Annotated in this window: 22 protein-coding genes and 1 pseudogene; 12 read left to right on the forward strand and 11 right to left on the reverse strand. The window is 70.5% G+C overall.

Translation table 11 applies throughout. The features are described 5' to 3' along the window. Positions 1–53 precede the first annotated feature (53 nt). Entirely contained in the window at positions 54–602 is a 549-nt protein-coding gene (locus HNR02_RS19420) for a DUF5134 domain-containing protein (protein ID WP_179774567.1), read from the forward strand. Here HNR02_RS19420 and chsH3 read toward each other — a convergent pair. The 5 genes from chsH3 to kstD are packed head-to-tail and all read right to left on the reverse strand — an operon-like array spanning position 589 to position 5,530. Next, positions 589–1,452 (reverse strand): enoyl-CoA hydratase ChsH3, encoded by an 864-nt coding sequence (gene chsH3 / locus HNR02_RS19425; RefSeq protein ID WP_179774568.1) that lies wholly within the window; start codon positions 1,450–1,452, stop codon positions 589–591. The two genes, HNR02_RS19420 and chsH3, sit on opposite strands and share 14 nt — an antisense overlap. An 11-nt stretch (positions 1,453–1,463) precedes the next feature. After that, the gene (locus HNR02_RS19430; RefSeq protein WP_179774569.1) at positions 1,464–2,477 is read right to left on the reverse strand and encodes a ferredoxin--NADP reductase; all 1,014 of its coding nucleotides are present in this window, start codon (positions 2,475–2,477) and stop codon (positions 1,464–1,466) included. After that, positions 2,467–2,733 carry a hypothetical protein gene (locus HNR02_RS19435; protein ID WP_179774570.1) on the reverse strand — a complete coding sequence of 89 codons (267 nt, stop codon included), beginning with the start codon at positions 2,731–2,733 and terminating at the stop codon, positions 2,467–2,469. The genes HNR02_RS19430 and HNR02_RS19435 overlap by 11 nt, the downstream gene beginning before the upstream one ends. Further along, positions 2,730–3,866, reverse strand: coding sequence for a 3-ketosteroid-9-alpha-monooxygenase, oxygenase component (locus tag HNR02_RS19440; RefSeq protein WP_376772887.1), 1,137 nt, complete (start codon positions 3,864–3,866; stop codon positions 2,730–2,732). The genes HNR02_RS19435 and HNR02_RS19440 overlap by 4 nt, the downstream gene beginning before the upstream one ends. Beyond that, positions 3,863–5,530 (reverse strand): 3-oxosteroid 1-dehydrogenase, encoded by a 1,668-nt coding sequence (kstD, locus tag HNR02_RS19445; RefSeq protein WP_179774571.1) that lies wholly within the window; start codon positions 5,528–5,530, stop codon positions 3,863–3,865. Before kstD ends, HNR02_RS19440 begins: the two co-directional genes overlap by 4 nt. Before the next feature lie 100 nt (positions 5,531–5,630). Here kstD and HNR02_RS19450 point away from each other — a divergent pair. From HNR02_RS19450 to hsaB, 5 genes and pseudogenes are all read left to right on the forward strand, one after another. After that, a pseudogene (locus HNR02_RS19450) lies at positions 5,631–7,239 on the forward strand (FAD-binding protein). 43 nt (positions 7,240–7,282) lie between these two features. Further along, complete coding sequence (gene hsaA, locus HNR02_RS19455) at positions 7,283–8,461, forward strand: 3-hydroxy-9,10-secoandrosta-1,3,5(10)-triene-9,17-dione monooxygenase oxygenase subunit (RefSeq protein ID WP_179774573.1); 1,179 nt, start codon at positions 7,283–7,285, stop codon at positions 8,459–8,461. Position 8,462: 1 nt separating this feature from the next. After that, positions 8,463–9,308, forward strand: coding sequence for a 4,5:9,10-diseco-3-hydroxy-5,9,17-trioxoandrosta-1(10),2-diene-4-oate hydrolase (hsaD, locus tag HNR02_RS19460; RefSeq protein WP_179774574.1), 846 nt, complete (start codon positions 8,463–8,465; stop codon positions 9,306–9,308). 1 nt (position 9,309) lies between these two features. Then, positions 9,310–10,215: an iron-dependent extradiol dioxygenase HsaC gene (gene hsaC, locus HNR02_RS19465; protein ID WP_179774575.1), complete on the forward strand. Its 906-nt coding sequence runs from the start codon at positions 9,310–9,312 to the stop codon at positions 10,213–10,215. Then, entirely contained in the window at positions 10,212–10,742 is a 531-nt protein-coding gene (gene hsaB / locus HNR02_RS19470; RefSeq protein WP_179774576.1) for a 3-hydroxy-9,10-secoandrosta-1,3,5(10)-triene-9,17-dione monooxygenase reductase subunit, read from the forward strand. Before hsaC ends, hsaB begins: the two co-directional genes overlap by 4 nt. Here hsaB and HNR02_RS19475 read toward each other — a convergent pair. Further along, entirely contained in the window at positions 10,711–12,093 is a 1,383-nt protein-coding gene (locus HNR02_RS19475; RefSeq protein WP_179774577.1) for an MFS transporter, read from the reverse strand. The two genes, hsaB and HNR02_RS19475, sit on opposite strands and share 32 nt — an antisense overlap. A gap of 128 nt (positions 12,094–12,221) precedes the next feature. Here HNR02_RS19475 and HNR02_RS19480 point away from each other — a divergent pair, with 128 nt between their 5' ends. The 3 genes from HNR02_RS19480 to HNR02_RS19490 are packed head-to-tail and all read left to right on the forward strand — an operon-like array spanning position 12,222 to position 15,065. Continuing rightward, entirely contained in the window at positions 12,222–12,611 is a 390-nt protein-coding gene (locus HNR02_RS19480; RefSeq protein WP_179774578.1) for a RidA family protein, read from the forward strand. A gap of 37 nt (positions 12,612–12,648) precedes the next feature. Beyond that, on the forward strand, positions 12,649–13,848 hold the full coding sequence (locus HNR02_RS19485; protein WP_179774579.1) for a M20 metallopeptidase family protein: 1,200 nt from the start codon (positions 12,649–12,651) through the stop codon (positions 13,846–13,848). Then, positions 13,845–15,065 carry a metal-dependent hydrolase family protein gene (locus tag HNR02_RS19490; RefSeq protein WP_179774580.1) on the forward strand — a complete coding sequence of 407 codons (1,221 nt, stop codon included), beginning with the start codon at positions 13,845–13,847 and terminating at the stop codon, positions 15,063–15,065. The genes HNR02_RS19485 and HNR02_RS19490 overlap by 4 nt, the downstream gene beginning before the upstream one ends. 224 nt (positions 15,066–15,289) lie before the next feature. On the opposite strand, the gene HNR02_RS19495 is transcribed toward HNR02_RS19490, so the two are convergent. Then, a complete protein-coding gene (locus HNR02_RS19495; RefSeq protein WP_179774581.1) occupies positions 15,290–16,093 on the reverse strand; it encodes an alpha/beta fold hydrolase in 804 nt (267 codons plus the stop codon). Positions 16,094–16,321: 228 nt separating this feature from the next. Continuing rightward, entirely contained in the window at positions 16,322–17,167 is an 846-nt protein-coding gene (locus HNR02_RS19500) for an SDR family oxidoreductase (RefSeq protein WP_179774582.1), read from the reverse strand. 82 nt (positions 17,168–17,249) lie between these two features. On the opposite strand from HNR02_RS19500, the gene HNR02_RS19505 reads away from it, so the two are divergent. Then, positions 17,250–17,657, forward strand: a complete 408-nt coding sequence (locus HNR02_RS19505) for a winged helix-turn-helix transcriptional regulator (protein WP_179774583.1) — start codon at positions 17,250–17,252, stop codon at positions 17,655–17,657. Positions 17,658–17,668: 11 nt separating this feature from the next. On the opposite strand, the gene HNR02_RS19510 is transcribed toward HNR02_RS19505, so the two are convergent. Then, positions 17,669–18,529 carry a LysR family transcriptional regulator gene (locus HNR02_RS19510; protein ID WP_179774584.1) on the reverse strand — a complete coding sequence of 287 codons (861 nt, stop codon included), beginning with the start codon at positions 18,527–18,529 and terminating at the stop codon, positions 17,669–17,671. Positions 18,530–18,619: 90 nt separating this feature from the next. Between HNR02_RS19510 and HNR02_RS19515 the strand changes: the two genes are divergently transcribed. Next, on the forward strand, positions 18,620–19,465 hold the full coding sequence (locus tag HNR02_RS19515; RefSeq protein WP_179774585.1) for a TIGR03620 family F420-dependent LLM class oxidoreductase: 846 nt from the start codon (positions 18,620–18,622) through the stop codon (positions 19,463–19,465). Here HNR02_RS19515 and HNR02_RS19520 read toward each other — a convergent pair. Further along, positions 19,462–20,187, reverse strand: a complete 726-nt coding sequence (locus tag HNR02_RS19520) for a class I SAM-dependent methyltransferase (protein ID WP_179774586.1) — start codon at positions 20,185–20,187, stop codon at positions 19,462–19,464. The two genes, HNR02_RS19515 and HNR02_RS19520, sit on opposite strands and share 4 nt — an antisense overlap. Before the next feature lie 358 nt (positions 20,188–20,545). Further along, positions 20,546–21,709: a steroid 3-ketoacyl-CoA thiolase gene (locus tag HNR02_RS19525; protein ID WP_179774587.1), complete on the reverse strand. Its 1,164-nt coding sequence runs from the start codon at positions 21,707–21,709 to the stop codon at positions 20,546–20,548. 240 nt (positions 21,710–21,949) lie between these two features. Between HNR02_RS19525 and HNR02_RS19530 the strand changes: the two genes are divergently transcribed. Continuing rightward, positions 21,950–23,176, forward strand: a complete 1,227-nt coding sequence (locus HNR02_RS19530) for a cytochrome P450 (RefSeq protein WP_179774588.1) — start codon at positions 21,950–21,952, stop codon at positions 23,174–23,176. The last annotated feature ends 578 nt before the right edge of the window (positions 23,177–23,754 follow it).

Raw genomic sequence — 23,754 nt, forward strand, 5'->3', positions numbered from 1 at the left:
TTCACCTCGATGACCGCTAGCTTTGCCCGCCCCCATGGGCGACTTTGGTACCCATGAACCTGCCTGCCGTCCTCGCGTGGAGCCTCACGGTGGCGTTCGCGCTGCTGGCGGTACCCAGCGTGGTCCGGCTGGTGCGCCTGGACGCCACCACCACGGCGGACACGCGGCAGATGGACCTCGCCGAGTTGCTGATGGTCCTGGCGATGCTCGCGATGGTCTCACCGCTCGGCGGGCCCGTTCCGGCCGCCGGGTGGCAGGCGATCCTCGTGCTCACGGCGGGCTGGTTCTTCGTCGCCGCGGTGCGGGGGCGCCGCTGTTGCGCGGTGCACCACCTGGTCTCCGCCGCGGCGATGCTGTACCTGATCACCGCGATGCCCGGTCACCCCGACGGGCCGTGGTTGTCGATGCCGGGTGGCAAGCTCGCCTGGCCCGTGCTCGCGCTGGCCGCGCTCGCCTACTTCGCCGTCGACATCGTCCGCTCCGGCATCGTCGGTGCGCGGTGGGCGCGCACGGAAAGCCTGCGCGACCACCGCGCGGTGCGGCAGGTGTGCCGGGCCCTGATGGGCGCCGGAATGGTCTCCATGCTGGTCAGCGGTCTGTAAACACCAGCACGGCGTCCGCCAGCACGGGGGCGTCCCGCTCCACGGCCGTGGTCGTCAGCACCAGGCCGTCGTCCGTGCGCCACACCTTCGTCCGCAGCGTTTCGCCGGGCAGCACGATTCCGGCGAAGCGTGCGGAGAACGAACCCACCCGGGTGACATCGGCGTCCAGCAACGCATCCGTCACGGCCTTCGCGACCACACCGTACGTGCACAGCCCGTGCAGGATCGGCACGTCGAAGCCCGCCGATCGGGCGAACTCCGGGTCGATGTGCAGCGGGTTCCGGTCGCCGCACAGCCGGTACAGCAGCGCCTGCTGCGGCAGCGTCGGCGTGTCGATCACCGCGTCCGGCTCGCGGTCCGGCAGCTCGACGCGCGACGACGAGCCCCGCGGACCGCCGAACCCGCCCTCGCCGCGGGCGAAGATGCTCGACCGGGCCGTCCACAACGGCGAACCGTCCGACGAAACCACCGACGTCTCGTTGACGATCACCGCCGCCTTGCCCTTGTCCTGGATGTCCACGATCCGGGTCCGCGCGGTCGCCTCGCCCTCGACCGGGATCGGCCGGTGCACGGTGACCGCCTGCGTCCCGTGCACGACCTTCGCCAGATCGATCTCGATGCCGGGAAAAGACACCACCGGGGGATCGAACACACGCAGGTTCGCCGCCACCGTCGCGAACGTCGGCAGCACGCGAAGGTCCCGCTCGTAGGTGTAGCGCAGCTCCCGCGGATCCGTCGGCTTGGCACCCGCGCCCAGCGCCAGGTGGTAGAGCAGCACGTCGGAGGACGTCCAGGCGAAGGTCAGCTCGTCGAGTTCGGCGCCGAGGGCGACGTCGGGATCGATGGGCAACGCGGGAACTCCTACTCGTAGGTGACCGAAACCTCGTCGGTCAACGGTACCGACTGACACGCCAGCACGATGCCGTCGTCGATGTCCTCGGAATCCAGGATCTCGTTGTTCAGCATCTTCACCTCACCGGAGACGATCCGGCACGCGCACGCGCTGCACTGTCCCTCGCGGCACGAGTACGGCGCGTCCAGCCCGCGGGCCAGCAGGAAGTCCAGCAGCTTCTCCTGGCGAGGCCAGGAAAACGAGTGCTGCGAGCCGTCCAGGTCCACGGACAGCTCGGTCGTTCCGGCCTCGTCGGAAGCCGCCGCGGAAGCCCGGTCCTCGAACGGGTTCCCGCCCAGCGACACGAACCGCTCCAGGTGGATCCGCTTGCGCGGCATCCCGAGGTCTTTCAACGCCTGCTTCCCGGCGGTCATGAACGCCTCCGGACCGCACAGGAACGCGTCGAACTCCGCGTAGGGCCGCGCCAGCTCGCGCAGCTGCGTCACCGACGGCAGCCCCTGCACGCTTTCCAGCCAGTGCACCAGCACCAGCCGCTCCGGATGCTCCCGCGCCATCGCGGCCAGCTCGGACGCGAAGATCACCGAAGTCTCGTCCCGGTTCGCGTACACCAGCACGATCCGCCCCGACCCGTGACGCAGCGCCGATTTCAGGATGGCCATCACCGGTGTGATCCCGCTGCCACCCGCGAACAACAGCAGATCGGCGTCCAGCGATTCCGGCGTGAACACCCCGGAAGGTGGCAGCACGTCCACACTGGACCCAGCGGAGACGTTGTCGCACAACCAGTTCGACCCGTACCCGCCCTCGGTGCGCTTGACCGTCACCTTGAGCCGCGAACCCTCGTGCGGCGCGCTGGACAACGAGTAGCAGCGCGCCACCTCGCCCGCCCGCAGCGTCAGGAACTGGCCTGGCCGGTAACGGAACACCGAGACGTGCTCCTCGGGCACGTCGAACACGATCGAGGATGCCTCGGCCGTTTCCGCGATCACCTCGGCGACGGTCAGCGCGTAGCTATCCGGCATCGAGAACCCCGAACTCCCCGTCCCGTACCGCCGCGCCGATGCTGTCCACCAGCTTCGGGCACGTGTCGAGCAACGCCGTGTTCTCCCCGGCCTCGGCCTGTTCGGCGAACACCGGGCAGCTTCCCGCGTCCGTCGTCCACTGGATGCTGGTGTGCTTGACGCTGTTCTTCTTCACCAGCACCCGGGTGCCGCAGGACGCGCAGGCATGCGGCCGCAGCCCGCCGGAGAGGAACTCGGTGCGCTCGGCGGTGGTCATCCCGCGACCCCCGCCTCCTGCTGGCGGGCCAGGTTCTCGGCGACCTCCTGGGCCCACACCTCGTTGGCCTTGGTGGTGTCCACCTCGAACTCGAACCGCCGCGTCATGTCCTCGGTGACGTCCTCGACGTCGGTGTAGAACTGCTCGTACCAGCGGCGCAGCTGGTAGACCGGGCCGTCCTCCTCGCACAGCAGCGGGTTGTCGATGCGGGACTTGTTGCGCCAGATCTCCACGTCCTGCAGGAACCCGACCCCGATGCCCTTGGCGAACTTGCCCGCGATCTTGTCGGCCTGCTCGTCGTCCACACCGGGCAGCTTCTTCACGCTGACGCCCCACTGGAGCACGAACGACGTCGGCGTGACCGGGTAGTGGCAGTTGATCAGGACGTTCTCGATCTCGAAGCCCTTGTACGTGTTCAGCAGCGTGTTGATCATGTACGACGGGCCGAAGTAGGACGCCTCCGAGCGCAGCAGGTTGTCCTCGCCGCCGTAGTTGGACGCCATGCCGACATCCGGGCGGCCCTTGGTGTTGAGGTACTGCGTCGCGATGTGGCCCTCGAACACGTTCTTGAAGTAGGTCGGGAAGGCGTAGTGGATGTAGAAGAAGTGCGCCATGTCGACCATGTTGTCGATGATCTCGCGGCAGTTGGAGCCCTCGATCAGCACCGAATCCCAGGTCCAGTTGCTCCACTCGCCGCTGAAAATGCCGTCGATGCGCGGGATCACGACGTCCTCGGGCGGCGGATTGCCCTGCGGGTCGTGCCACACGAACAGCTGCTTGTTCTCTTCCAGCGTGAGCCACGAGCGCGTGCGGGCACGCAGCGGAACCCGTTTGGCGTAGGGGATCGAGGCACATTTGCCGTTGCCGCTCCAGCGCCAGTCGTGGAACGGGCAGGCCACCTCGTTGCCTTTGACACTGCCCTGGCTCAGATCGCCGCCCATGTGGCGGCAGTAGGCGTCCAGGACGTTGAGTGTGCCGTCCTCGCCCGCGAACACCACGAGTTTGGTGCCGAACGCCTCGATGGCGTGGGGTTTCCCGTCGCGGAAGGTGTCGGCCAGCCCCAGGCAGTGCCAGCCACGGGCGAACCGCGCCGGCGGCGCACCCGCGTCGATCGTGCGGATCTCAGTCATCATCGACCTCCAGTGCGATTCTGGGTGGCCAGGTGGCGTGAGGCAAGGAACCCGAAGACCATCGCCGGCCCGATGGTGGCGCCCGGCCCGGCGTAGGTGTGTCCCATGACCGCGGCGCTGCTGTTCCCGGCCGCGTACAACCCGGGGATGACAGACCCGTCCTCGCGCAGCACGCGCGCGTGGGTGTCGGTGCGCAGCCCGCCCTTCGTGCCCAGGTCACCGGGCACGATCTTGACCGCGTAGAACGGGGCTTTGTCCAGCGGGCCGAGGCTGGGGTTGGGTTTCTGGCGCGGGTCGCCGTAGTAGTGGTCGTAGGCGCTGCGCCCGCGCCGGAAGTCCTCGTCGGTGCCGGTGCGGGCGAAGCCGTTGAAGCGCTCGACGGTCGCCTCCAGCGCCGCGCCCGGCACCTCGATGCGCGCCGCGAGTTCGGCCAGCGTGGGCGCTTTGGCCACGATGCCCGCTTTGAACCAGCGGCCGGGCAGCTTCTGCCGTGGGCCCACGCCGGTGAACATGTACCGGTCACGGTAACGCTGGTCGAAGATCAGCCAGGTCGGGATGTTCTTCCCGGGCCCGTCGCCCTCGCCGTACATGGCGTGGACGGCCTCGACGTAGGGCGCCGACTCGTTGACGAACCGCTCGCCGCGCGTGTTGACCAGGATGCAGCCGGGCCGCGACCGTTCGGCGAGGGCGAACCACGGGCCGCCGGTGAGCGGGATCGTCGGGCCCCACCACGCGTCGTCCATCAGGGCGACGGACGCGCCGAGCTTGAGCCCGGCGGTGATCCCGTCGCCGGTGTTGGCCTTCGCGCCCACGGTCCACTCGGTGCCGATGGGGCTGCGCTGGTACTTCGCGCGCATCTCCTCGTTGTGCTCGAAGCCGCCCGCCGCGAGCACGACCCCCAGGCGCGCCCGCACGGTCTGCTCGCGCCCGTTCCGCCGGACCACCACACCGGTGACCCGCTCGTCCTCGGTCACCAGATCGAGCAGGGGAGTGTCCAGCCACACCGGCACGCCGGCGCGGAGCAGGCCCGCGCGCAGCCCGGCGGCCAGCGCCTGGCCCATGGACAGCAGTCGCTGCCGCCGCACGAGCCCGGTCAGCCAGCGGGCGCCGAGCCGCAGCACGCGCAGCGCGCCCTTGGGGTGCCGGGCGAGCAGGCTCAGCCAGCGGTAGTCCGCCTGGGTGATCGGCACCCCCATCGGTGCCCCGCTGTAGGGCGGTTCGAGGTTCGCCAGTTCGCTGCCGAGCAGGGCGCCGTCGAACGGCTTCGGCTCGACCGACCGCCCGCCGGGCCGTCCGCCGGGCGCCTCGGGGTGGTAGTCCGAGTAGCCCGGCACCCACTGCAGCCGCAACGGCGTCTTGGCGTGCACGAACGACACCACCTCGGGCCCGTGGTCGAGGAAGGCCCGGCGCATTTCGGCCGGGACGACATCCCCGACGATCGCTTCGAGGTAGGCCCGCGCCCGCTCCGGCGTGTCCTCGATGCCGGCCGCGCGCAGCGCCTCGTTGTCCGGGATCCACACCCCGCCTCCCGATCGGGCCGTGGATCCGCCGAACTTCGCCGCCTTCTCGATCACCACGACGGACAGGCCGGCGTCGGCGGCCGCGAGTGCGGCGGTCATGCCGGCGGCTCCGCTGCCGACGACCACGACGTCGAACTCGTCGGTCATCCCACCTCCAGCTATAACACGTTCCACTTCACTGAGCGCCTGTTCGCCGCCTCGTCTGTCACGATAGACGAGAACGTGTTTCAGTTCTAGGGTAGCGAGTGTGAACCAGACGGCGGATGTGATCGTGATCGGGTTCGGGGCGGCAGGCGCCTGTGCGGCGATCGAAGCCGCCGACGCTGGTGCCGACGTACTCGTGCTGGACCGCTTCGGCGGCGGCGGGGCGACCGCGCTGAGCGGCGGGATCGTCTACGCGGGCGGCGGCACGGCCCAGCAGCGTGAAGCAGGTGTCGACGATTCGGCCGACGCGATGTACGACTACCTGCGGCTCGAAGTCGGCGACGCGGTGTCGGAGGAGACGCTGCGGCGTTTCTGCGACGAGAGTCCGGCGATGATCGAGTGGCTGGAGCGCAACGGCGTGCCCTTCGAGGGCAGCCTGTGCCCGTACAAGACCTCCTACCCCAACGACGACTACTACCTGTACTACTCCGGCAGCGAGTCCGCGGGCGGGTTCCGCGATCTGGCGAAACCGGCGGCTCGCGGTCACCGCACGAAGGGGCCGGGCACGTCCGGGAAGCTGCTGTTCGCGCGGTTGGCCGAGGCGGTGCGCCGCCGGACGGTGCGGGTCCTGCCCGGTACGCGGGCGGAATCGCTGATCGTCGAGGACGGCGTCGTGACGGGCGTGCGCGTGCGCACTCTGCGGAACGCGCCGCGCCGGATTCGCGCCAGGCATGCCCGCATGGCGCGGTACGCCGCGAAGCCGGGCATCTACGTTCCCAGCGTGCGCAAGGCGCTGCAGCACCGGATCGAACGACTGGAGCGGCGGTACGCGCGCGAGGAGGAGATCACTGCCCGGCGCGGGGTGGTGATCTCGGCGGGAGGATTCATCTTCAACCGGGCGCTCGTGCGCGAGCACGCCCCGGCGTACCGCGGGGGACTGGCGCTGGGCACGATCGCCGACGACGGGTCGGGCATCGGGCTCGGCACCGCGGCCGGCGGCGCGACGGGCGAGATGCACCGGATCTCGGCGTGGCGGTTCGTCACGCCGCCCAGCGCGATGCTCAAAGGTGTGCTGGTCGATTCCGGCGGACGGCGGATCATCGACGAATCCCGCTACGGCGCCGCGGTCGGCGAGATCATGATCGGCAAGCACGAAGGCAAAGGCTGGTTGCTCGCGGACGCCGAGACCGTCGCCGAGGCGCGGCGCACCGCGCGCCGGGAAAGCCAGTGGTTCCAGTGGTTGCAGGCCCGCTACCTGCTGCGGCGCGGCCGGGTGTCGGCGGACTCGCTGGACGAGGTCGCACGCAGGGCGGGGGTCGACGCGGATGGGCTGAAAGCCACGGTGGAGGCGTACAACGCGGCCGCCGACTCCGGTGCGGCCGATCCGGCGGGCAAACCGGCCGAGTACGTGCGGCCGGTGCGCACGGCGCCCTTCTCACTCATCGACGTCGCGATCAAGCCCAGCCTGGGTTTCCCGTGCCCGATGCTCACGCTCGGCGGGCTCGTGGTCGACGAGTCGACCGGTGCGGTGCGCACTTCCGATGGTGCGCCGATCGCCGGTCTCTACGCGGCGGGCCGGTCCGCGGTGGGAATCTGTTCTGAGTCCTACGTGAGCGGCCTGTCGCTCGCGGACTGCGTTTTTTCCGGGCGCAGGGCGGGAATCTCCGCAGCTCGGCGAGGTGGCTGATGACAAAAACGAGAACGTGTTCTAGTCTTGGGGACGACAGTGACAGACGTGACGGACGGGGCGTGCAGATGACCGATCAGGATGGTCGCGGGGTGCTGGCCGGGGTCCGGGACCTGCTTCCCGTTCTGCGGGAACGGGCCCAGGAGACCGAGGACGCGCGGCGCATTCCCGACGAGTCGATCAAGGCACTGCAGGAGACCGGGTTCTTCAAGCTGCTGCAGCCGAAGACCTTCGGCGGCTACGAGGCCGACCCGGTGACCTTCTACACCGCGGTGAAACTGCTGGCAGGCGCGTGCGGATCGACCGGATGGGTCGCCTCGATCCTCGGTGTGCACCCGTGGCACCTCGGCCTGTTCGAGGCGCAGGCGCAGCAGGACGTGTGGGGCGAGGACGTCGACGTGCGGATCTCGTCGTCGTACGCGCCGATGGGCAAGGCGACCGTGGTCGAGGGCGGGTACCGGCTGACCGGCCGGTGGAGCTTTTCCTCCGGCTGCGACCACGCGACCTGGGTGTTCCTGGGCGGGCCCGCGTTCGACGCCGACGGCAAACCGGTCGACTTCTGCACCTACCTGCTGCCGATCGGCGATTACACGATCGAGGACGTCTGGGACACCGTGGGCCTGTCCGGCACCGGCAGCAACGACATCGTCGTGGACGACGCGTTCATCCCCGCGCACCGCGCGCTGAGCTTCCAGGCCACCTCGAAGTGCCGCACGCCGGGGCAGAAGATCAACCCGGGGCCACTGTACCGGCTGCCCTACGGTTCGGTGCACCCCTCGACGATCACCGCGCCGATCATCGGCATGGCGCAGGGCGCTTACGACGCGCACGTCGAGCACCAGCGCAACCGCGTGCGCGCCGCGTACATGGGCGAGCAGTCCAAAGAGGACCCGTTCGCCAAGGTGCGCGTCGCCGAGGCGGCCAGCGAGATCGACGCGGCGTGGCTGCAGCTGACCCACAACATCGACGAGCTGTACCAGCTGGCCTGCCGCGGGGAGAAGCTGCCGTTCGCCACACGCCTGCGCGTGCGGCGGGACCAGGTGCGCGGCACCGAGCGCGCGATCGCCGCGGTGGACCGGCTCTTCGAGAACTCCGGTGGCCGGGCGCTCAAGCGCGGCACGCCGATCCAGCGGTTCTGGCGCGACGCCCACGCCGGGCGCGTGCACGCGGCGAACGACCCCGAGCGCGCCTACATCATGTACGGCAACGGCGAGTTCGGTGTCCCCGTCGAGAATGCGATGGTGTGAGATGACCGAGGGCAAGTACGCCGACGTCGGCGACGGCTTGCGGTTGCACTACCACGAGTCCGGGGCCGAGCACGCGGAAACCGTGGTGCTGCTGCACGGCGGCGGACCCGGCGCCTCGGCGTGGAGCAACTTCGGCCGCAACGTCCCGGTGTTCGCGAAGTCGTTCCGCGTCCTCGCGGTCGATCAGCCCGGGTTCGGGAAGTCCAGCAAGCCCACCGAGCACCCGCAGTACTTCACGCACAGTGCGAAGGCGGTCGCCGGACTGCTCGACGCGCTCGGGATCGACAAGGCCCACCTGGTCGGCAATTCGCTCGGCGGCGGCACCGCGGTGCGGTTCGCGTTGGACAACCCGCGCCGCGCCGGGCGGTTGGTGCTGATGGGCCCGGGCGGGCTGAGCACGAACCTGTTCGCGCCGGACCCGACCGAGGGGGTCAAGGCGCTCGGCCGGTTCGCCGCACCGCCCGGACCGAGCAAGGAAAAGCTTGCCGCGTTCCTGCGGTTGATGGTGTTCGATCCGTCGCTGATCACCGACGAGCTGGTCGAGGAGCGCTACGCCAACGCGAGTACACCCGAGTCGCTGGCGGCGATGAAGGCGATGGGCGCGTCCTTCGGCGGGCCGGACTATGAGCAGGGCATGCTCTGGCGCGACGCCTACCAGCTGCGGCAACGCGTGTTGCTGATCTGGGGCCGCGAAGACCGGGTGAACCCGCTCGACGGCGCGCTGGTGGCCTTGAAGACGATTCCGCGTGCGCAGTTGCACGTGTTCGGCCGGTGCGGGCACTGGGCCCAGCTGGAGCGCTTCGACGAGTTCAACCGACTGGCCCTGGATTTCCTGCGAGGTGAATGACATGGGCATCCGATCGCTGGCCTACCTGCGTATCGAGGCGACCGACATGGCCGCCTGGCGCGAGTACGGCCTCAAGGTCCTCGGCATGGTCGAGGGCAAGGGCGCGCACCCGGACGCGCTGTACCTGCGCATGGACGACTTCCCGGCGCGGCTGGTGATCGTTCCGGGGGAGGCCGACCGGCTCGCCGTCGCCGGCTGGGAGTGCGCGAACGCGGCCGAGCTGGACGAGGTGCGGGCGAGGCTGGACGCGAACGGCGTGCCGTACAAGGAAGGCAGCGCCGAGACGCTCGCCGAGCGGTGCGTCACCGAGCTGATCGGCTTCGACGATCCGTCCGGCAACACCCTGGAGGTGTTCCACGGTGTCGCGTTGCAGCACCGGCGCGTGGTGAGCCCGTACGGGCACCGGTTCGTCACCGGCGAGCAGGGCCTCGGCCACGTCGTGCTGTCCACGCACGACGACGAAGCGGCGCTGCGGTTCTACCGCGACGTGCTCGGGTTCCGGCTGCGTGACTCGATGCGCCTGCCGCCGCAGATGGTCGGCCGCCCTGCCGACGGGGCGCCGGCGTGGCTGCGGTTCTTCGGCTGCAACCCGCGGCACCACAGCCTGGCGTTCCTGCCGATGCCGACGCCGAGCGGGATCGTGCACCTCATGGTCGAGGTGGAGAACACCGACGACGTCGGGCTGGCGCTGGACCGCGCGAAGCGGCGGAACGTGCCGATGTCGGCGACACTCGGGCGGCACGTCAATGACCTGATGCTGTCCTTCTACATGAAGACCCCCGGCGGGTTCGACGTCGAGTTCGGCTGCGAGGGCCGCCAGGTCGACGACGACGCGTGGATCGCGCGGGAGAGCACGGCGGTGAGCCTGTGGGGCCACGATTTCAGCGTGGGGATGAAGCAGCAGTGACGCTCGCCGCGATCGAACCCGCCCGCTTCCGCCAGGTGCTGGGGCACTTCGCCACCGGGGTCACGATCGTGACCACCCTGGACGGCGACACCCCCGCCGGGTTCGCGTGCCAGTCGTTCGCGGCGCTGTCGCTGGACCCGCCGCTGGTGCTGTTCTGCCCGGCCCGCCATTCCCGGACCTGGCCGGTGATCGAGCGCAGCGGCCGGTTCGCGGTGAACGTGCTGGCCGAGGGGCAGCACCGGCTCAGCACGGTGTTCGGCGCACGCGGGGCGGACAAGTTCGCCACCGTCGAGTGGGAGCCCGCGCCGTCCGGCTCCCCGGTGCTGGAGGACGCGCTGACCTGGGTGGACTGCGCGATCGAGACGGTGTTCGAGGCGGGCGACCACTTCGTCGTGGTCGGCCGGGTCACCGCGCTGGGCGAGGCGTCCAACGGGCGGCCGCTGCTGTTCTACCGCGGCCAGTATACCGGCGCGGCGCCGGTCAAGGCCGACGTGCTCAGCTGGGCCGGTCCGGACGACTGGGTGTGACCGCGCCTTCCGCGGCGGCGATGTCGTCGACCGAGCGGCCGGTGGTGCGCGGGCCGAACACCGCGGTGATCAGGATGAGCAGCACCATCGCCAGCGCCACGACCACGAACACGGCCGTGGCGCCGCGTGCCTCCAGCAGCGGCAGCAGCAGGTAGGGCATCGCCGCCGTCATCAGGCGGGACAGCGAGTAGGACGAGCCCGCCGCGGTCGCACGCAGGCTCGTCGGGAAGATCTCGGCCTGGTAGGCGTGGTAGGCGTTGGAGAACACGTTGCTGACGGCGGTGTAGCAGAAGCCGAGGACCACGATCGCGGCGCCGCTCGTGGAGAAGCCGAAGGCGAGACCGAACACCGCCATGCCCGCGGCGGCCGCGACGATCAGCCACTTGCGCTGGACGCGTTCCATGAGCGGGATCGACAGCGCCGAGCCGATCGGGTAGCCGAGGAAGGACAGCGCGCTGAAAGTCAGCGAGTGCGCGATGTCGAATCCCTTGGCGGTGAGGATGATCGGCACCAGCGAGCCGAACCCGTAGTAGCCGAACACCTGCAGGATCTGGAACGCGGCCAGCATCAGGCTGCGGGTGCGCCACGGCTTGCGGAAGAGGGTCGAAAAACGTTGCGGCCGGGCCTCCTCCCGGTGCGGTGCTTCGGGGACCTCGGGCAGGCTGCCCGCGGACTTCTCCAGGCGCCGGATGACTTTCTCGGCCTCGTCGTGGCGTCCCTGAGCGATCAGCCATCGGGGCGATTCGGGCAAACCGGTCCGCATCGCCCACACGATGGCCGCACCGAGAGCGCCGATCACGAACAGCCAGCGCCAGCCCTCGATGCCCAGCGGTGCCTCGCCGACCAGTCCGCGCGCGAGGAAACCCGCGGCGGGCACGCCGCAGAACCCGATGGTGTAGGCCCAGGCGGTCGCCCTGCCGCGGGCGTGCGCGGGCAGCAGGTCGGCGAGATAGGCGTCGGCCAGCGGCAGTTCCGCGCCGATCCCGATCCCCGCGATGAACCGGCAGATCACCAGCATCCACACGTCGGTCGAGAACGCGCCGAGCAGCGTGAACAGCGAGTAGACGCTGAGGGTGAGCAGGAACGCGCGCCGCCGCCCGATGCGGTCGGCGAGCCTGCCGAGCGCGACGGAGCCGACGAACGCCCCGAGGAACGCCGACGCGAGCAGCGGCTTGGTCTCGGCGCCGGACACGCCGAACTCCTTCGCCAGCACCGTGCTCACGGTGCTGGCCAGGAAGAGGTCGTAGAGGTCGAAGAACGTCGCCACCCCGACGACGGCGATCAGCAGGCGGTGGAAGCGGGTCACCGGAAGCCGGTCCAGCCGGGCGGTCATCGTCGAGGAGGTGGTCATGTCGGAAAGTTATCCCCCGTCCGTCGATCTTGACAACGAGCCCTCGGCGATCACGGATGCGGCGGGTCCACAATGTGTGGATTGACGGAATATCGCCGCGATTCGTGGCGCCGCAGCGAAGGAGCGAGATGTCGCACGAGGTCGTCAACCCAGCCGGTCTGTCGGACCCGGTGCCCTACGGGTACAGCCACCTCACCCGCACGCCGGGCGGGCTGGTCTTCGTGGCCGGGCAGTACGCGGCCGACGAATCCGGACAGCTGGTCTCCGGCGACTTCGCCGGGCAGGTGCGGCAGTCGTTCGCCAACCTGCGCACCGCGCTCGCCGCGGCCGGCCTCGACTTCTCGTCGGTGCTGCGGCTGGGCACGTTCGTGGTCGACCACGACACCGACAAGCTGGCGATCCTCGGCCAGCAGATCGAGGAAATCTGGGGGCAGCGGCCGCCCGCCCAGACCCTGTCCGGCGTCGCCCGGCTCGCGCTTCCCGGAATGCTCTTCGAGGTCGACGCGATCGCGGCGTGATCTGCCGCGCGGCGCCGCCCGGTCCTAAAGTCGGGTGATGGATCTCAAGCACGACGCGCGCGAGCTGTCCGACGACCTCGTGGCACTCCGGCGCGCGCTCCACCAGATACCCGAACTCGGGCTCGAACTGCCGCGCACCCAGGAGAAAGTCCTCGAAGCCCTGGACGGTCTCCCGCTGGAGATCACCACCGGCACCGGACTGTCCTCGGTCACCGCCGTGCTGCGCGGACAGGGCGGGGACGGGGACGTAGTGCTGCTGCGCGGCGACATGGACGCGCTGCCGGTCACCGAGAACACCGGGGCCCGGTTCAGCTCGCGGCACGAGGGACGGATGCACGCGTGCGGGCACGACCTGCACACGGCCGGTCTCGTCGGCGCCGCCCGGCTGCTGTCCGCGCATCGCGACAGCCTGGCCGGTGACGTGGTGTTCATGTTCCAGCCCGGCGAGGAGGGGCACGACGGCGCCGGGCACATGATCGCCGAGGGGGTGCTGGAGGCGGCCGGTCGCCCGGTCGCCGAGGCGTACGGGCTGCACGTGCTGTCGGCCGCGATCCCGCGCGGGCGGTTCATGTCCCGGCCGGGACCGCTGATGGCCGCGGCGGACGGGTTGTTCGTGCGCGTGATCGGCGCGGGCGGGCACGGCTCCCGGCCGCACACGGCGCTCGACCCGGTTCCGGTCGCGTGCGAGATGGTGACCGCGCTGCAGGCGATGGTCACCCGCCGCTTCAACGTGTTCGACCCGGTCGTGGTCACCGTCGGCACCTTCCACGCCGGCACCCAGCGCAACATCATCCCGCCGGACGCGCGGTTCGAGGCGACCATCCGCAGCTTCTCGAAGGAGGCCCGCGAGCGGGTCGCGGAGCTGGCCGTTCCGCTGTGCCAGGACATCGCGTCCGCGCACGGGGCCGAGGTCGAGATCACCTACCAGGGCGAGTACGGCGTGACCGCCAACGATCCGGACCGCCAGGAGTTCGTCGCCGGCACCGTGCGCGAGGTGTTCGGCGAGGAGCGGTTCACCACGCTGCCCGATCCGCTCACCGGATCCGAGGACTTCTCCCGGGTGCTCGACCGCGTGCCCGGCGCGTTCACCTTCCTCGGGGCGACCTTCGCCGACGAACCGGATTCCGTGGCCTACAACCATTCCCCCGAGGCATCGTTCGACGACAGTGTGCTCGCCGACGGTGCGCTGCTGCTCGCCGAGCTGGCCGCCCGGCGCCTGGCGAAGGAGCGTGCGTGACCAGGACCCTGTTCGCGGGCGGCCGGGTGTTCGACGGCACCGGTGCCGATCCCTTCGACGCCGACCTCGTGGTGGAGGACGGCCGCATCGCCGAGATCGGGACCGGCCTGGACGGCGACGAGGTCGTCGACTGCGCCGGCGCCACCGTGATCCCGGGAATGTTCGACTGCCACGTGCACGTCACCGTGTCCGACATCAGCCTGGTCAAGCTGGTCCAGAAACCGTTTTCCTACCAGTTCTACGAGGCCGCGCGGAACCTGCGCGACACGCTGGAACTGGGCATCACGACGGTGCGCGACGCGGGCGGCGCGGATCTGGGCATCAAGAAGGCCCAGGCGGACGGGCTGATCTCCGGACCGCGGATGCAGATCTCGATCGGGGTCATCAGCCAGACCGGCGGGCACGGCGACGACTGGATGCCGTCCGGGCACTGCGTTCCGCTGATGCTTCCGCACCCGGGCCGCCCCTCGACGGTCGTCGACGGCCCGGACGAGGTGCGGCGGGCGGCGCGGGAGCTGCTGCGTGCCGGGGCCGACGTGCTGAAGGTGTGCACGACCGGCGGTGTGCTGTCGCCGGGTGACGATCCGCGGCACACCCAGTTCACGCCGGGGGAGCTGGACGTGCTGGTCGCCGAGGCGGCGATGCAGGGCAAGCCGGTGATGGCGCACGCGCAGGGCACCGAGGGCATCAAGAACGCGGTGCGGGCGGGAATCCGCTCCATCGAGCACGGCATCTACCTCGACGACGAGGCGATCGAGCTGATGCTGGCCCACGGCACGTGGCTGGTGCCGACGCTGATCGCGCCGATCGCGGTCGTCCGCGCGGCACGGGCGGGTGCCGCGCTGACCGACGAGATGGTCCGCAAGGCCGAGGACGTGGTGGAGGTGCACGCCGCGTCGATGCGCCGGGCGGTCGGGGCCGGGGTGAAGATCGCGATGGGCACGGACTCCGGGGTCGGCCCGCACGGCACGAACCTCGAGGAGCTGCCGCTGATGGAGGCGGCGGGCATGCGCCCGGGCGAGGTGCTGGCCGCGGCCACGTCGTCGGCGGCCGATCTGCTCGGCTGCGGCGACGAACTGGGCCGTCTGGCGCCGGGGTTCCGCGCCGATCTGGTGGTGGTGTCCGGTGATGCCTACGACCTGGCCGCGTTGCCGGGGCGGGTGCGTGAGGTGTGGCAGGACGGTGTGCGGGTGGTGGCGCCCGGCTCGGCGAAGTGAGAAGACCCCCGGACCGCGCCGAACTGGGGGAGGAAGGCGCGGCCCGGGGGCCTCGCCCCAGCGCCCGAGGGGGAGGTAAGCGCCGGAGCCACCGGCCGGCGGGAAACTGGGGAGGATACCGCCGACCGTGTGCGTTCAGGATAGCGCGCGTTTCGCGCCGTGGACCGTTTTCACAGGAACTGGACAGGTTCCTCCGTCAACCGATCCGGTGACGCCTGCCGCTTTCAGAGGACGAGGTCGGTGAGCACGTCGGTCAGTGCTCCGGCGAAGACTTTGGCGTCGCGCTGCGGCGCCAGGTGCGCACCGGGCAGTTCGACGAACGGCAGCCCCAGTTCGAGGGCGAGCGCCCGCGCCGGGCGGTAGTGGTAGTAGCCGCGGCTGCCCTCGCCCGCGGTGAGCACGACCGGCACCGAACCGCGGCGCAGCGCGCCGAGATCGGGCAGGTACTCGTAGAAGCCGACCAGTTCGCGGTCGAACAGCAGGCGCCACTCGTGTTCGTTCGGCAGCCGGACGGCTTTCAACGGGGGCAGCCCGGCGCCCGCGATCGAGCCGATGAACGCCGAGAAGGCGCCGAACAGGTCCCCTCCCGCGCTGCGGCTCGCCTGTTCGCGAGCGAACTCGATCCATTCGTCGGCGTCCGGCAGCAGGCGCACGGCCGGCGGCTCGTGCACGACGAGCCCGCTGACCACGTCCGGATGCCGGATGGCCAGCTCCAGCCCGATGTTCCCGCCCGCGCTGCTGCCGAACACGAGCGCCTTGCCGTACCCGAAGTGCTCGATGACGGCCCGCGCGTCATCCGCGTGCCGCGCGACGGTCAACGGACCGGTCGTGGCGTCCGTGCTGCCGAAATGCCCGCGCCGGTCGTACCCGAGGACGGTGTGGTTCTCCGCGAGCCGCCGTGCGAGAGCCCGGTAGGAGGCGGCCGCCCCGGTCCCCCCGGAGATCAGGAGGAGCGCGGGCCCGGCCCCGCTCCGTTCGACGCGCAACTCCCCGTCCGGCACCGGGCACGACCCACTCTCCGAGCTCATGGCGGCAGTCAAGCACACCCCCGCCCCCGCGCTGACCGCTCCCGCCCCCACGCTGACCGCTCCGGTCACCGTGTTGGCCGTTCCGGTCACCGTGTTGGCTGTTCCCGGCGCCGTGTTGGCCGCTCCGGTCACCGTGTTCGCCATCCCCGGCGCCATATCGACCCTCGCGGCACCGCCGTCGTGCCCATCAACATTCCACAGTGGACGAATGTCGGAACCTCCGGACGATCAGGCGTCCTTGAGCGCCGCCGCCAGTCCTTCCCGCAACGGGGTGGTCGGCCGTCCGATCAGCGCTGCCAGGTCCCCGGTCGCGTCGGCCAGAGTGCCCTCCGCGATGTTCCGGTCGAGCGCGACGGCGAACCCGGCCGACTCCGCCGGCACTCCCGCCGCGATCAGTGCCTCGCGGTGTTCGTCCGTGCTCACGTTGCGGTAGGGGATCGTCCGCCCGGCGAGCGCGGAGATTTCGGCGGCGAGGTCGTCGAAGGTCCACGCGACGTCGCCGCTCAGCTCGTACACCTTGCCCTCGTGGCCGGTACCGGTGAGTACCGCGACGGCGCCCGCCGCGAAGTCGGCCCGCGTGGCGCTGGCGACCCGTCCGGAACCGGCGCTGCCGATCAGTTCCCCTGCGGCGATGGCTTGGTGGGCGGCAGGCGCGTAGTTCTCGGTGTACCAGTTGTTGCGCAGGATCGTGAACGGCACGCCCGACGCGCGGATGATCTCCTCGGTCGCCTTGTGCTCGGGCGCGAGCACCAGCGGCGTGTCGTCCGCGTGCGGCGCGCTCGTGTAGACGAGGTGGTGCACGCCCGCCTTCTGGGCGGCCTCGACGACCGCCTGGTGCTGCGGCACCCGGCTGCCCACGGCGTCCCCGGAGATCAGCAGCACCTTGCCGGCTCCCGCGAACGCGGCGTCGAGGGTTTCGGGCCGGTCGTAGTCGGCTTCGCGGACTTCGACGCCCAGGCCAGCGGCCTTTTCGGGGTTTCGCACCGCGGCGACGACCGTTCCGGCGTTCTCGCGCAGGCCGGCGACGACGTGACGGCCCAGGCGGCCGGTGGCTCCGGTGATGACGATGGTCATGGACAGGCTCCTTCTCAACTGGCTGCACTCTTAGGTTAGTACTAACTCAGAGAAAGTGCCAACCATGAGATAGTATGGACACATGAACGGATCCCGTGCCGAGGCCGCGCACCACCAGCTGGTCGCCGACGTCTTCGCGCGCGCGTGCGCGTCGCGAGGTGTACTGGAGCACGTGACCGGTCGCTGGGGCACGCTCGCGCTGGCCGCGCTCGCCGAGGGCCCGTTCCGGTTCAACGCGTTGCGCCGCAAGGTGGACGGCGTCAGCGAGAAGATGCTGGCCCAGACGCTGCAGGCGCTGGAACGCGACGGTTTCGTGCACCGCGAGGCCGAGCCGACCATCCCGCCGCGCGTCGAGTACAGCCTGACGGCGCTGGGCGCCGAGGTGGCCGGCCGCCTGCGGGAGCTGATCGAGCTGGTCGAGGGCCGGGTGCAGGAGGTCGAGGCCGCGCGCCGGGCCTACGACGAGGCGAAGTCGGCGGTCGCGCGCTAGACGTCCTGGGATCAGGCGGCCGTGGCGTCGCCGAAGGCCGTCACGTGGGCCGCCGCGCAGGAGCACGGGAGGTCCTCCGGCACGACGACGCTGCCCGTGATCGTCGTTCGCGGCTCGAGCGGGATCGCGCGCACCCGGGTGGAGCGGATCTCGGTCACCTGGTCGGCGGGCAACACGGTCCAGCTGCGTGGATCGGAGCCGACCTCGACGATCGTGTCCTGCACCGTCCCCGCGCGGTGCGCCGGTGGTCCCTGGAGTCCGACGTCCGGCAGCGCGCCGAGCACCGACAGATCGTGGTCCTCGGAGGTCTTCAGGGGACCGGTGGCCAGTTCCGCAACGCCGACGGCCGCGCGCCCGGCGGCGGGGTGCCGGGTGGACACGACCGCGAACAGGGACTCGGTCCAGCTCGGCAACACCCGCAGCCCGGGCGCCGAACGCACTTCCCTCGCCAGGGCCAGGTCGATCTCCCCCTGCCGCAGAGCGTTCAAACGTGCGGTCAGGGGCAGGTCGACGAGCACGACATCGAATCCCGGGGCCTTCTCCCGCAACGCGTCGATCCCGCGTTCCAGCCGCGCGGTGAACTGCCCCGCGCCGGTCCCGATGCGCATGACACCCGCCCGCTCGCGCGCCGCGACCCGAACCCGATCGGCGGCCGCGAGCGCCTCCCGCGCGACGGCGAGCACCCGGTGTCCCGCCTCGGTCAGCCGGACCAGGCGCGGTGAACGGTCGAAGAGGCGGACCCCCAGCTCCCGCTCCAGTGCCGCGATCTGCCTGCTGACCGCCGGCTGGGCGATGTGCAGCCGCTCGGCGGCCCGGCCGAAGTGCAGCTCGTCGGCGACTGTGACGAAGTACCGCAACGCCCGTAGTTCCACCCGGTCTCCTCTGCGACGATGCTTCGAGGTTATCGCTGTGCGGCAGCCTTGGTTCTGGTTCCCGGCGAGCCCTGGTGGTGGAGTCGGGACATGGACATCGATCTCGGCCTGCTCGGCGCGCACCTGCGCGAGCACGAAGTGAACCCGGACCGCGCGGTCGAGGTGGAGCGCGCCGGCTACGGCACGCTCTGGCTGGACGCCTCGCCTCCGGCGGACCTCACCCTCGCGGAGGAGCTGCTCGACGCGACCACCCGGCTGACCGTCGGCACGAGCGTGGTGAACGTCTGGACCGCCGACGCGGACACCTACCACCGGATCGAAGCCAGGCACCCCGGGCGCTTCCTGCTCGGCGTCGGAATCGGCCACCGCGAAGTGCACGCCGAATACGCCTCCCCGTACGACACACTGGTGTCCTACCTGGACCGGCTCGCCAGTGCGGGCGTGCCGTCCGGCCGGATCGTGGTGGCCGCGCTCGGGCCGCGGATGCTGCGCATGGCAGGGGAGCGCACCGCCGGAGCCATTCCCGGTATGGTCACCCCGGAGCACACCCGGCAAGCCCGCTCGATCCTCGGCCCCGGGAAGCTGCTGTTGCCCGGGCATTTCGCCCTCGTCGAGCCGGACGTGAACCGGGCCCGCGCCGTTGCCCGGTCCGCGCCGCCCGGAACCGCGCTGGAGGTGCACAACTACGCGAGCAACCTCCTGCGTCTCGGCTTCACCGAGGACGATCTCTCCGGCGCGGGCAGCGACCGGCTCATCGACGCACTCGTCGCACACGGCGACCCGGCCACGACGGCGGCCCGGCTGCTGGCCCATCGAGCTGCGGGCGCGGACCACGTCGGCGTCTACCCCCTCGGCGACGACCCGATCGCCACGCTCGTCGAAATCGCGGAGGCGGTGCAGGTCAGTGGTGAACGGGGGCTGCGGTGCCAGAACTAGTCCCGCTGGACCAGGAACACGAACTCCCTGCCGGGCCGGTCCGGGGCGTCCCGCACGTCGGCCACGCGGAACCCGTGTGCGGTGAGGCTTTTCTCGACCTCGTCGCGCTCGCGGAACCGCAGCGTCGAGTCCGATGTGACCACTTCGCCGTCGGCCAGGAACCGGTACGTGAAGCGGAACGACACCAGCGGCAGGCTGACGTCCGTGACCTCCATGCGGCGCTCCACGCGGCCGGTGCCGGGCGCGTCGAGCACCAGCGGGACGGTCGCCGCGGTCCAGTCCTCCCAGGCGCGCCGCTCCGGGCGGCGCGTCTCGAACACGAAGTGGCCGCCGGGGCGCAGCGCGGTCCGGATGCCCGCGAGGGTCCGGCCCCAGTCTTCGTCGGTGAGGAACACCTGCGCGACGTTCCCCGTCATGGCAGCGAGATCACCGGCGGCCGGGGGCAGATCCGTGGCGTCGCCGTGGATCCAGGTGATGTTCCCGTCCGGGTCCTTCGTCCGGGCGACCGCCAGTGACGCCTCCGCCGGGTCGACGCCGACGACCGTGCGTCCCTTCGCGGCGAGGAGCACGGCCAGGCTGCCCGTGCCGCAACCGACGTCCAGCACGCGTTCGGCCTTGAGCTCGTCGGCGATCGACAGGTACAGGTCGAGGTCGTCGCGCTCGCCGTCGAAGGTGTCGTAGACCTGGGCGAGGCGCGGGTGCGCGAAGATGGCGTCGGGCACGGCACGCACATTAGCCGGGCGGCGGGCGGCTGGCGGTTTGGAACAGGCGGTGCTGACGACGGTCGCAGGCGACAAGCTGGTGGCGACCACCTGGTGGCCGTGCCGGGAGGTGGTGCGTTTCGAGCGCACGTGGGACCAGGTACGAGGACACCCCGCACGCGGCCGACGTGAGGGTTGGCGTGATGCCCGTGGGCGGCCGTGCCGGTGGTGCACCGTCAGCCTCTCCCGCGCCGGGGACGTGCGACTGCTGCGGGATGCGGGTCAGGGCGAGCGTTGCCTCTGGAGCCCGTGCCCGCGCTACAGCGGCCCCGGGCTGGTTGTCATGGCGACCACTCCGTCGGTTCGGCTCGCGGGTGCCCTACAACCGCTCCAGGATGGTCGCCGTCGACAGCGCTCCGCCCGCGCACATCGTCACCAGCGCGGTCGTGCCGTCGCGGCGTTCCAGCTCGTGCAGGGCCGTCGTCAACAGGCGCGCGCCGGTGCTGCCCACCGGGTGCCCCAGCGCGATGGCGCCGCCGTTGACGTTCACCCGCTCGGGATCCGGCTCGTGCACCTGCTGCCACGACAGCACCACCGAGGCGAACGCTTCGTTGACCTCGAACACATCGAGATCACCGACCGCCATCCCGGCGCGCGACAGCACCCGGGACGTCGCCTGCACCGGGCCGTCCAGGTGGTAGTACGGCTCGGCCCCGACCAGTGCCTGGGCCCGGATTCGCGCGCGGGGGCGCAGGCCGAGTGCCTCGGCGCGGGCCGAGTCCATGATCAGCACCGCGGCCGCGCCGTCGGAGATCTGGGACGACGTGCCGGCGGTGTGCACGCCACCGTCGAGCACCGGCTTCAACCGGGCCAGCCCCTCCAGCGTGGTGTCGCGCAGGCCCTGGTCCCGCGCGACCAGCCGGGACTCGCCGGTCGGCTGTCCCGACTCGTCGAGAACCGGGGCCTTCACCGGCGCCACCTCGCGGTCGAACCGGCCCTGCGCCCACGCCGTCGCCGCCTTCGCCTGCGACGCCAGCCCGAAGCGGTCGACGTCCTCGCGGGTGATGCCGCGCCGCTCGGCGATACGCTCCGCCGCGCCGTACTGGTTGGGCATGTCGATCGCCCACGAGGCGGGTTTCGGCGCGCCCGCGTCCACACCGCGGTTCGCGCCCAGCGGGATGCGGCTCATCGCCTCCACCCCGCACGCGATGCCGACCTCGATCGCGTCTGCCGCGATCAACCCGGCCACCAGGTGCGCGGCCTGCTGGGCCGACCCGCACTGGGCGTCGATCGTCGTCGCGCCCGTCGTCTCGGGCAGGCCGGCGTGCAGCCACGCCGTGCGGGTCACGTTGCCCGACTGCTCACCCGCCTGTGTCACGCAGCCGCCGATAACCTGTTCCACGATCGCCGCGTCCGGACCCGCCCGCTCGATCAGCGCGCGCTGCGCCGCGCCCAGCAACTCGGCCGCATGCAACCCGGCCAGCCAGCCGCGCCGCTTCCCGATCGGTGTCCGCACGGCTTCCACGACGACGGGGTCACCCACGACAGCTCTCCTTCGCTCGACTCGCCCTAAAGTAGAACTTGTTTCATAAATCAGCAAGTGTGACCCAGGTCAACCGCCATCTGGTGACCTTTCGCAGTCGCTGCGACTACCAGCGGTTTCATGATCATGGCCGGCGGAGTAAACGGGTTTCACTGAATCTCTCGACTTAGTTAACACCGTATGCTTCAATCGGGTCTAGAACGTGTTCCACGACGACGTGAGGCACCTCGGGAGGTAGCCGTGGCCACGCCCCTGATCCCCGCCGGCTTTGATTTCACCGACCCCGATCTGATCGCGGCGGGGCTTCCGCTGCAGGAGTTCGCGGAGTTGCGCAAGACCGCGCCGGTCTGGTGGAACGCTCAGCCGCACAACCGCGCGGGCTTCCGCGACGACGGCTACTGGGTGGTGACCCGGCACGAGGACGTCAAGACCGTCTCGAAGGACAGCGAGCTGTTCTCCTCGCAGGAAAAACTCGCCATCATCCGCTTCGACGAGCAGATGACCGACGAAGGTCTCGACGCGAACCGCCTCGTCCTGCTCAACATGGACGCCCCGCAGCACACCAAGCTGCGTCGCATCGTGTCGAAGGGCTTCACGCCGCGGTCGATCGCGCGACTGGAGGAGACGCTGCGTGACCGCGCCGCGCGCATCGTGCACGAAGCGAAGAAGAAGGGCTCCGGCGACTTCGTCGAGGAGGTCGCGTGCGAGCTGCCCCTGCAGGCGATCGCGGAGCTGATCGGCGTGCCGCAGGAGGACCGCCGCAAGATCTTCGACTGGTCCAACCAGATGATCGGCTACGATGACCCGGAGTACGACGTCGATCCGCTGTCGGCCTCGGCGGAGCTCGTCGGCTACGCGTGGAACATGGCCGAGGACCGCCGCAAGTGCCCGATGGACGACATCGTCACCAAGCTCGTCCAGGCCGATGTGGACGGTGAATCGCTCAGCTCGGAGGAGTTCGGCTTCTTCGTCATCCTGCTGTCCGTGGCGGGCAACGAAACCACGCGCAACGCGATCACGCACGGGATGAAGGCGATGCTCGACCACCCGGACCAGTGGGAGCTCTACCGCGAGCAGCGTCCCAAGACCGCCCCGGACGAAATCGTCCGCTGGGCGACTCCGGTGATCGCGTTCCAGCGCACCGCCACCGCCGACACCGAGCTGGGCGGCCAGCCGATCCGCAGGGGCGAGCGCGTCGGCATGTTCTACAGCTCGGCCAACTTCGACCCCGAGGTGTTCGACGAGCCGGAGCGCTTCGACGTCCTGCGCGATCCGAACCCGCACGTGGGCTTCGGCGGCACCGGTTCGCACTACTGCATCGGGGCGAACCTGGCGCGCCTGGAGATCGACCTGATCTTCAACGCCATCGCCGAGGAGATGCCCGGGATCCGCGAGCTGGCCGAGCCGGAGCGGCTGCGCTCCGGCTGGCTCAACGGCATCAAGCACTACCGGGTCGCCTACGAATAACCTCGCCGCCATACGCGAGATGAAAGCGTTCGCCGGTCTCATGGAGGGCAATCCGCCGCCCGCGCCACGTGCCCCGCACCTTGCCGCTCGACAAACCGGTGCCCGGCAACGGGAATCAGCACACGACCTGCCCGGTCCTGCGCCCGCCCGGCAACGGAAGCCGACCTGACGTCCCCGGACCTCCCCCGCCCCTCATCCCCAGCCTGCTTTGGTCGCCGATCAGGCGGGTCAAGGTACTCTTTCCCGCCTTGACGCGTCTGCTCGGCGACTGAAACCATCCGTGAGGAGGGGCGGGGGAGGTCGAGCCTGAGGCGACCGACTACCGGCCGCCCAAGTAACCAGCGGTCACCTCGCCACGCGAAGCGCGGCTTTAAAGATCAAGGGATAGTCCTCGCCGGACGGGCTGGCTCCGGGATGACCAGGGGTTTTCGAGTCCGGCTCACCTTGGCATGGGGGTCGCTGGGTGGTCATCCCGTCGCCTTCCGGTTTGTGCGTATCACCTTGAGCCAGGGCCGCAAGGTGTTGTTTTTCGGCTGCCCGAGAGAGCCCGGGTTGCGGCCCTGGCTCAAGGTGATCGT

The organism is Amycolatopsis endophytica, from assembly GCF_013410405.1.
Classification (GTDB): Bacteria; Actinomycetota; Actinomycetes; order Mycobacteriales; family Pseudonocardiaceae; genus Amycolatopsis_E; species Amycolatopsis_E endophytica.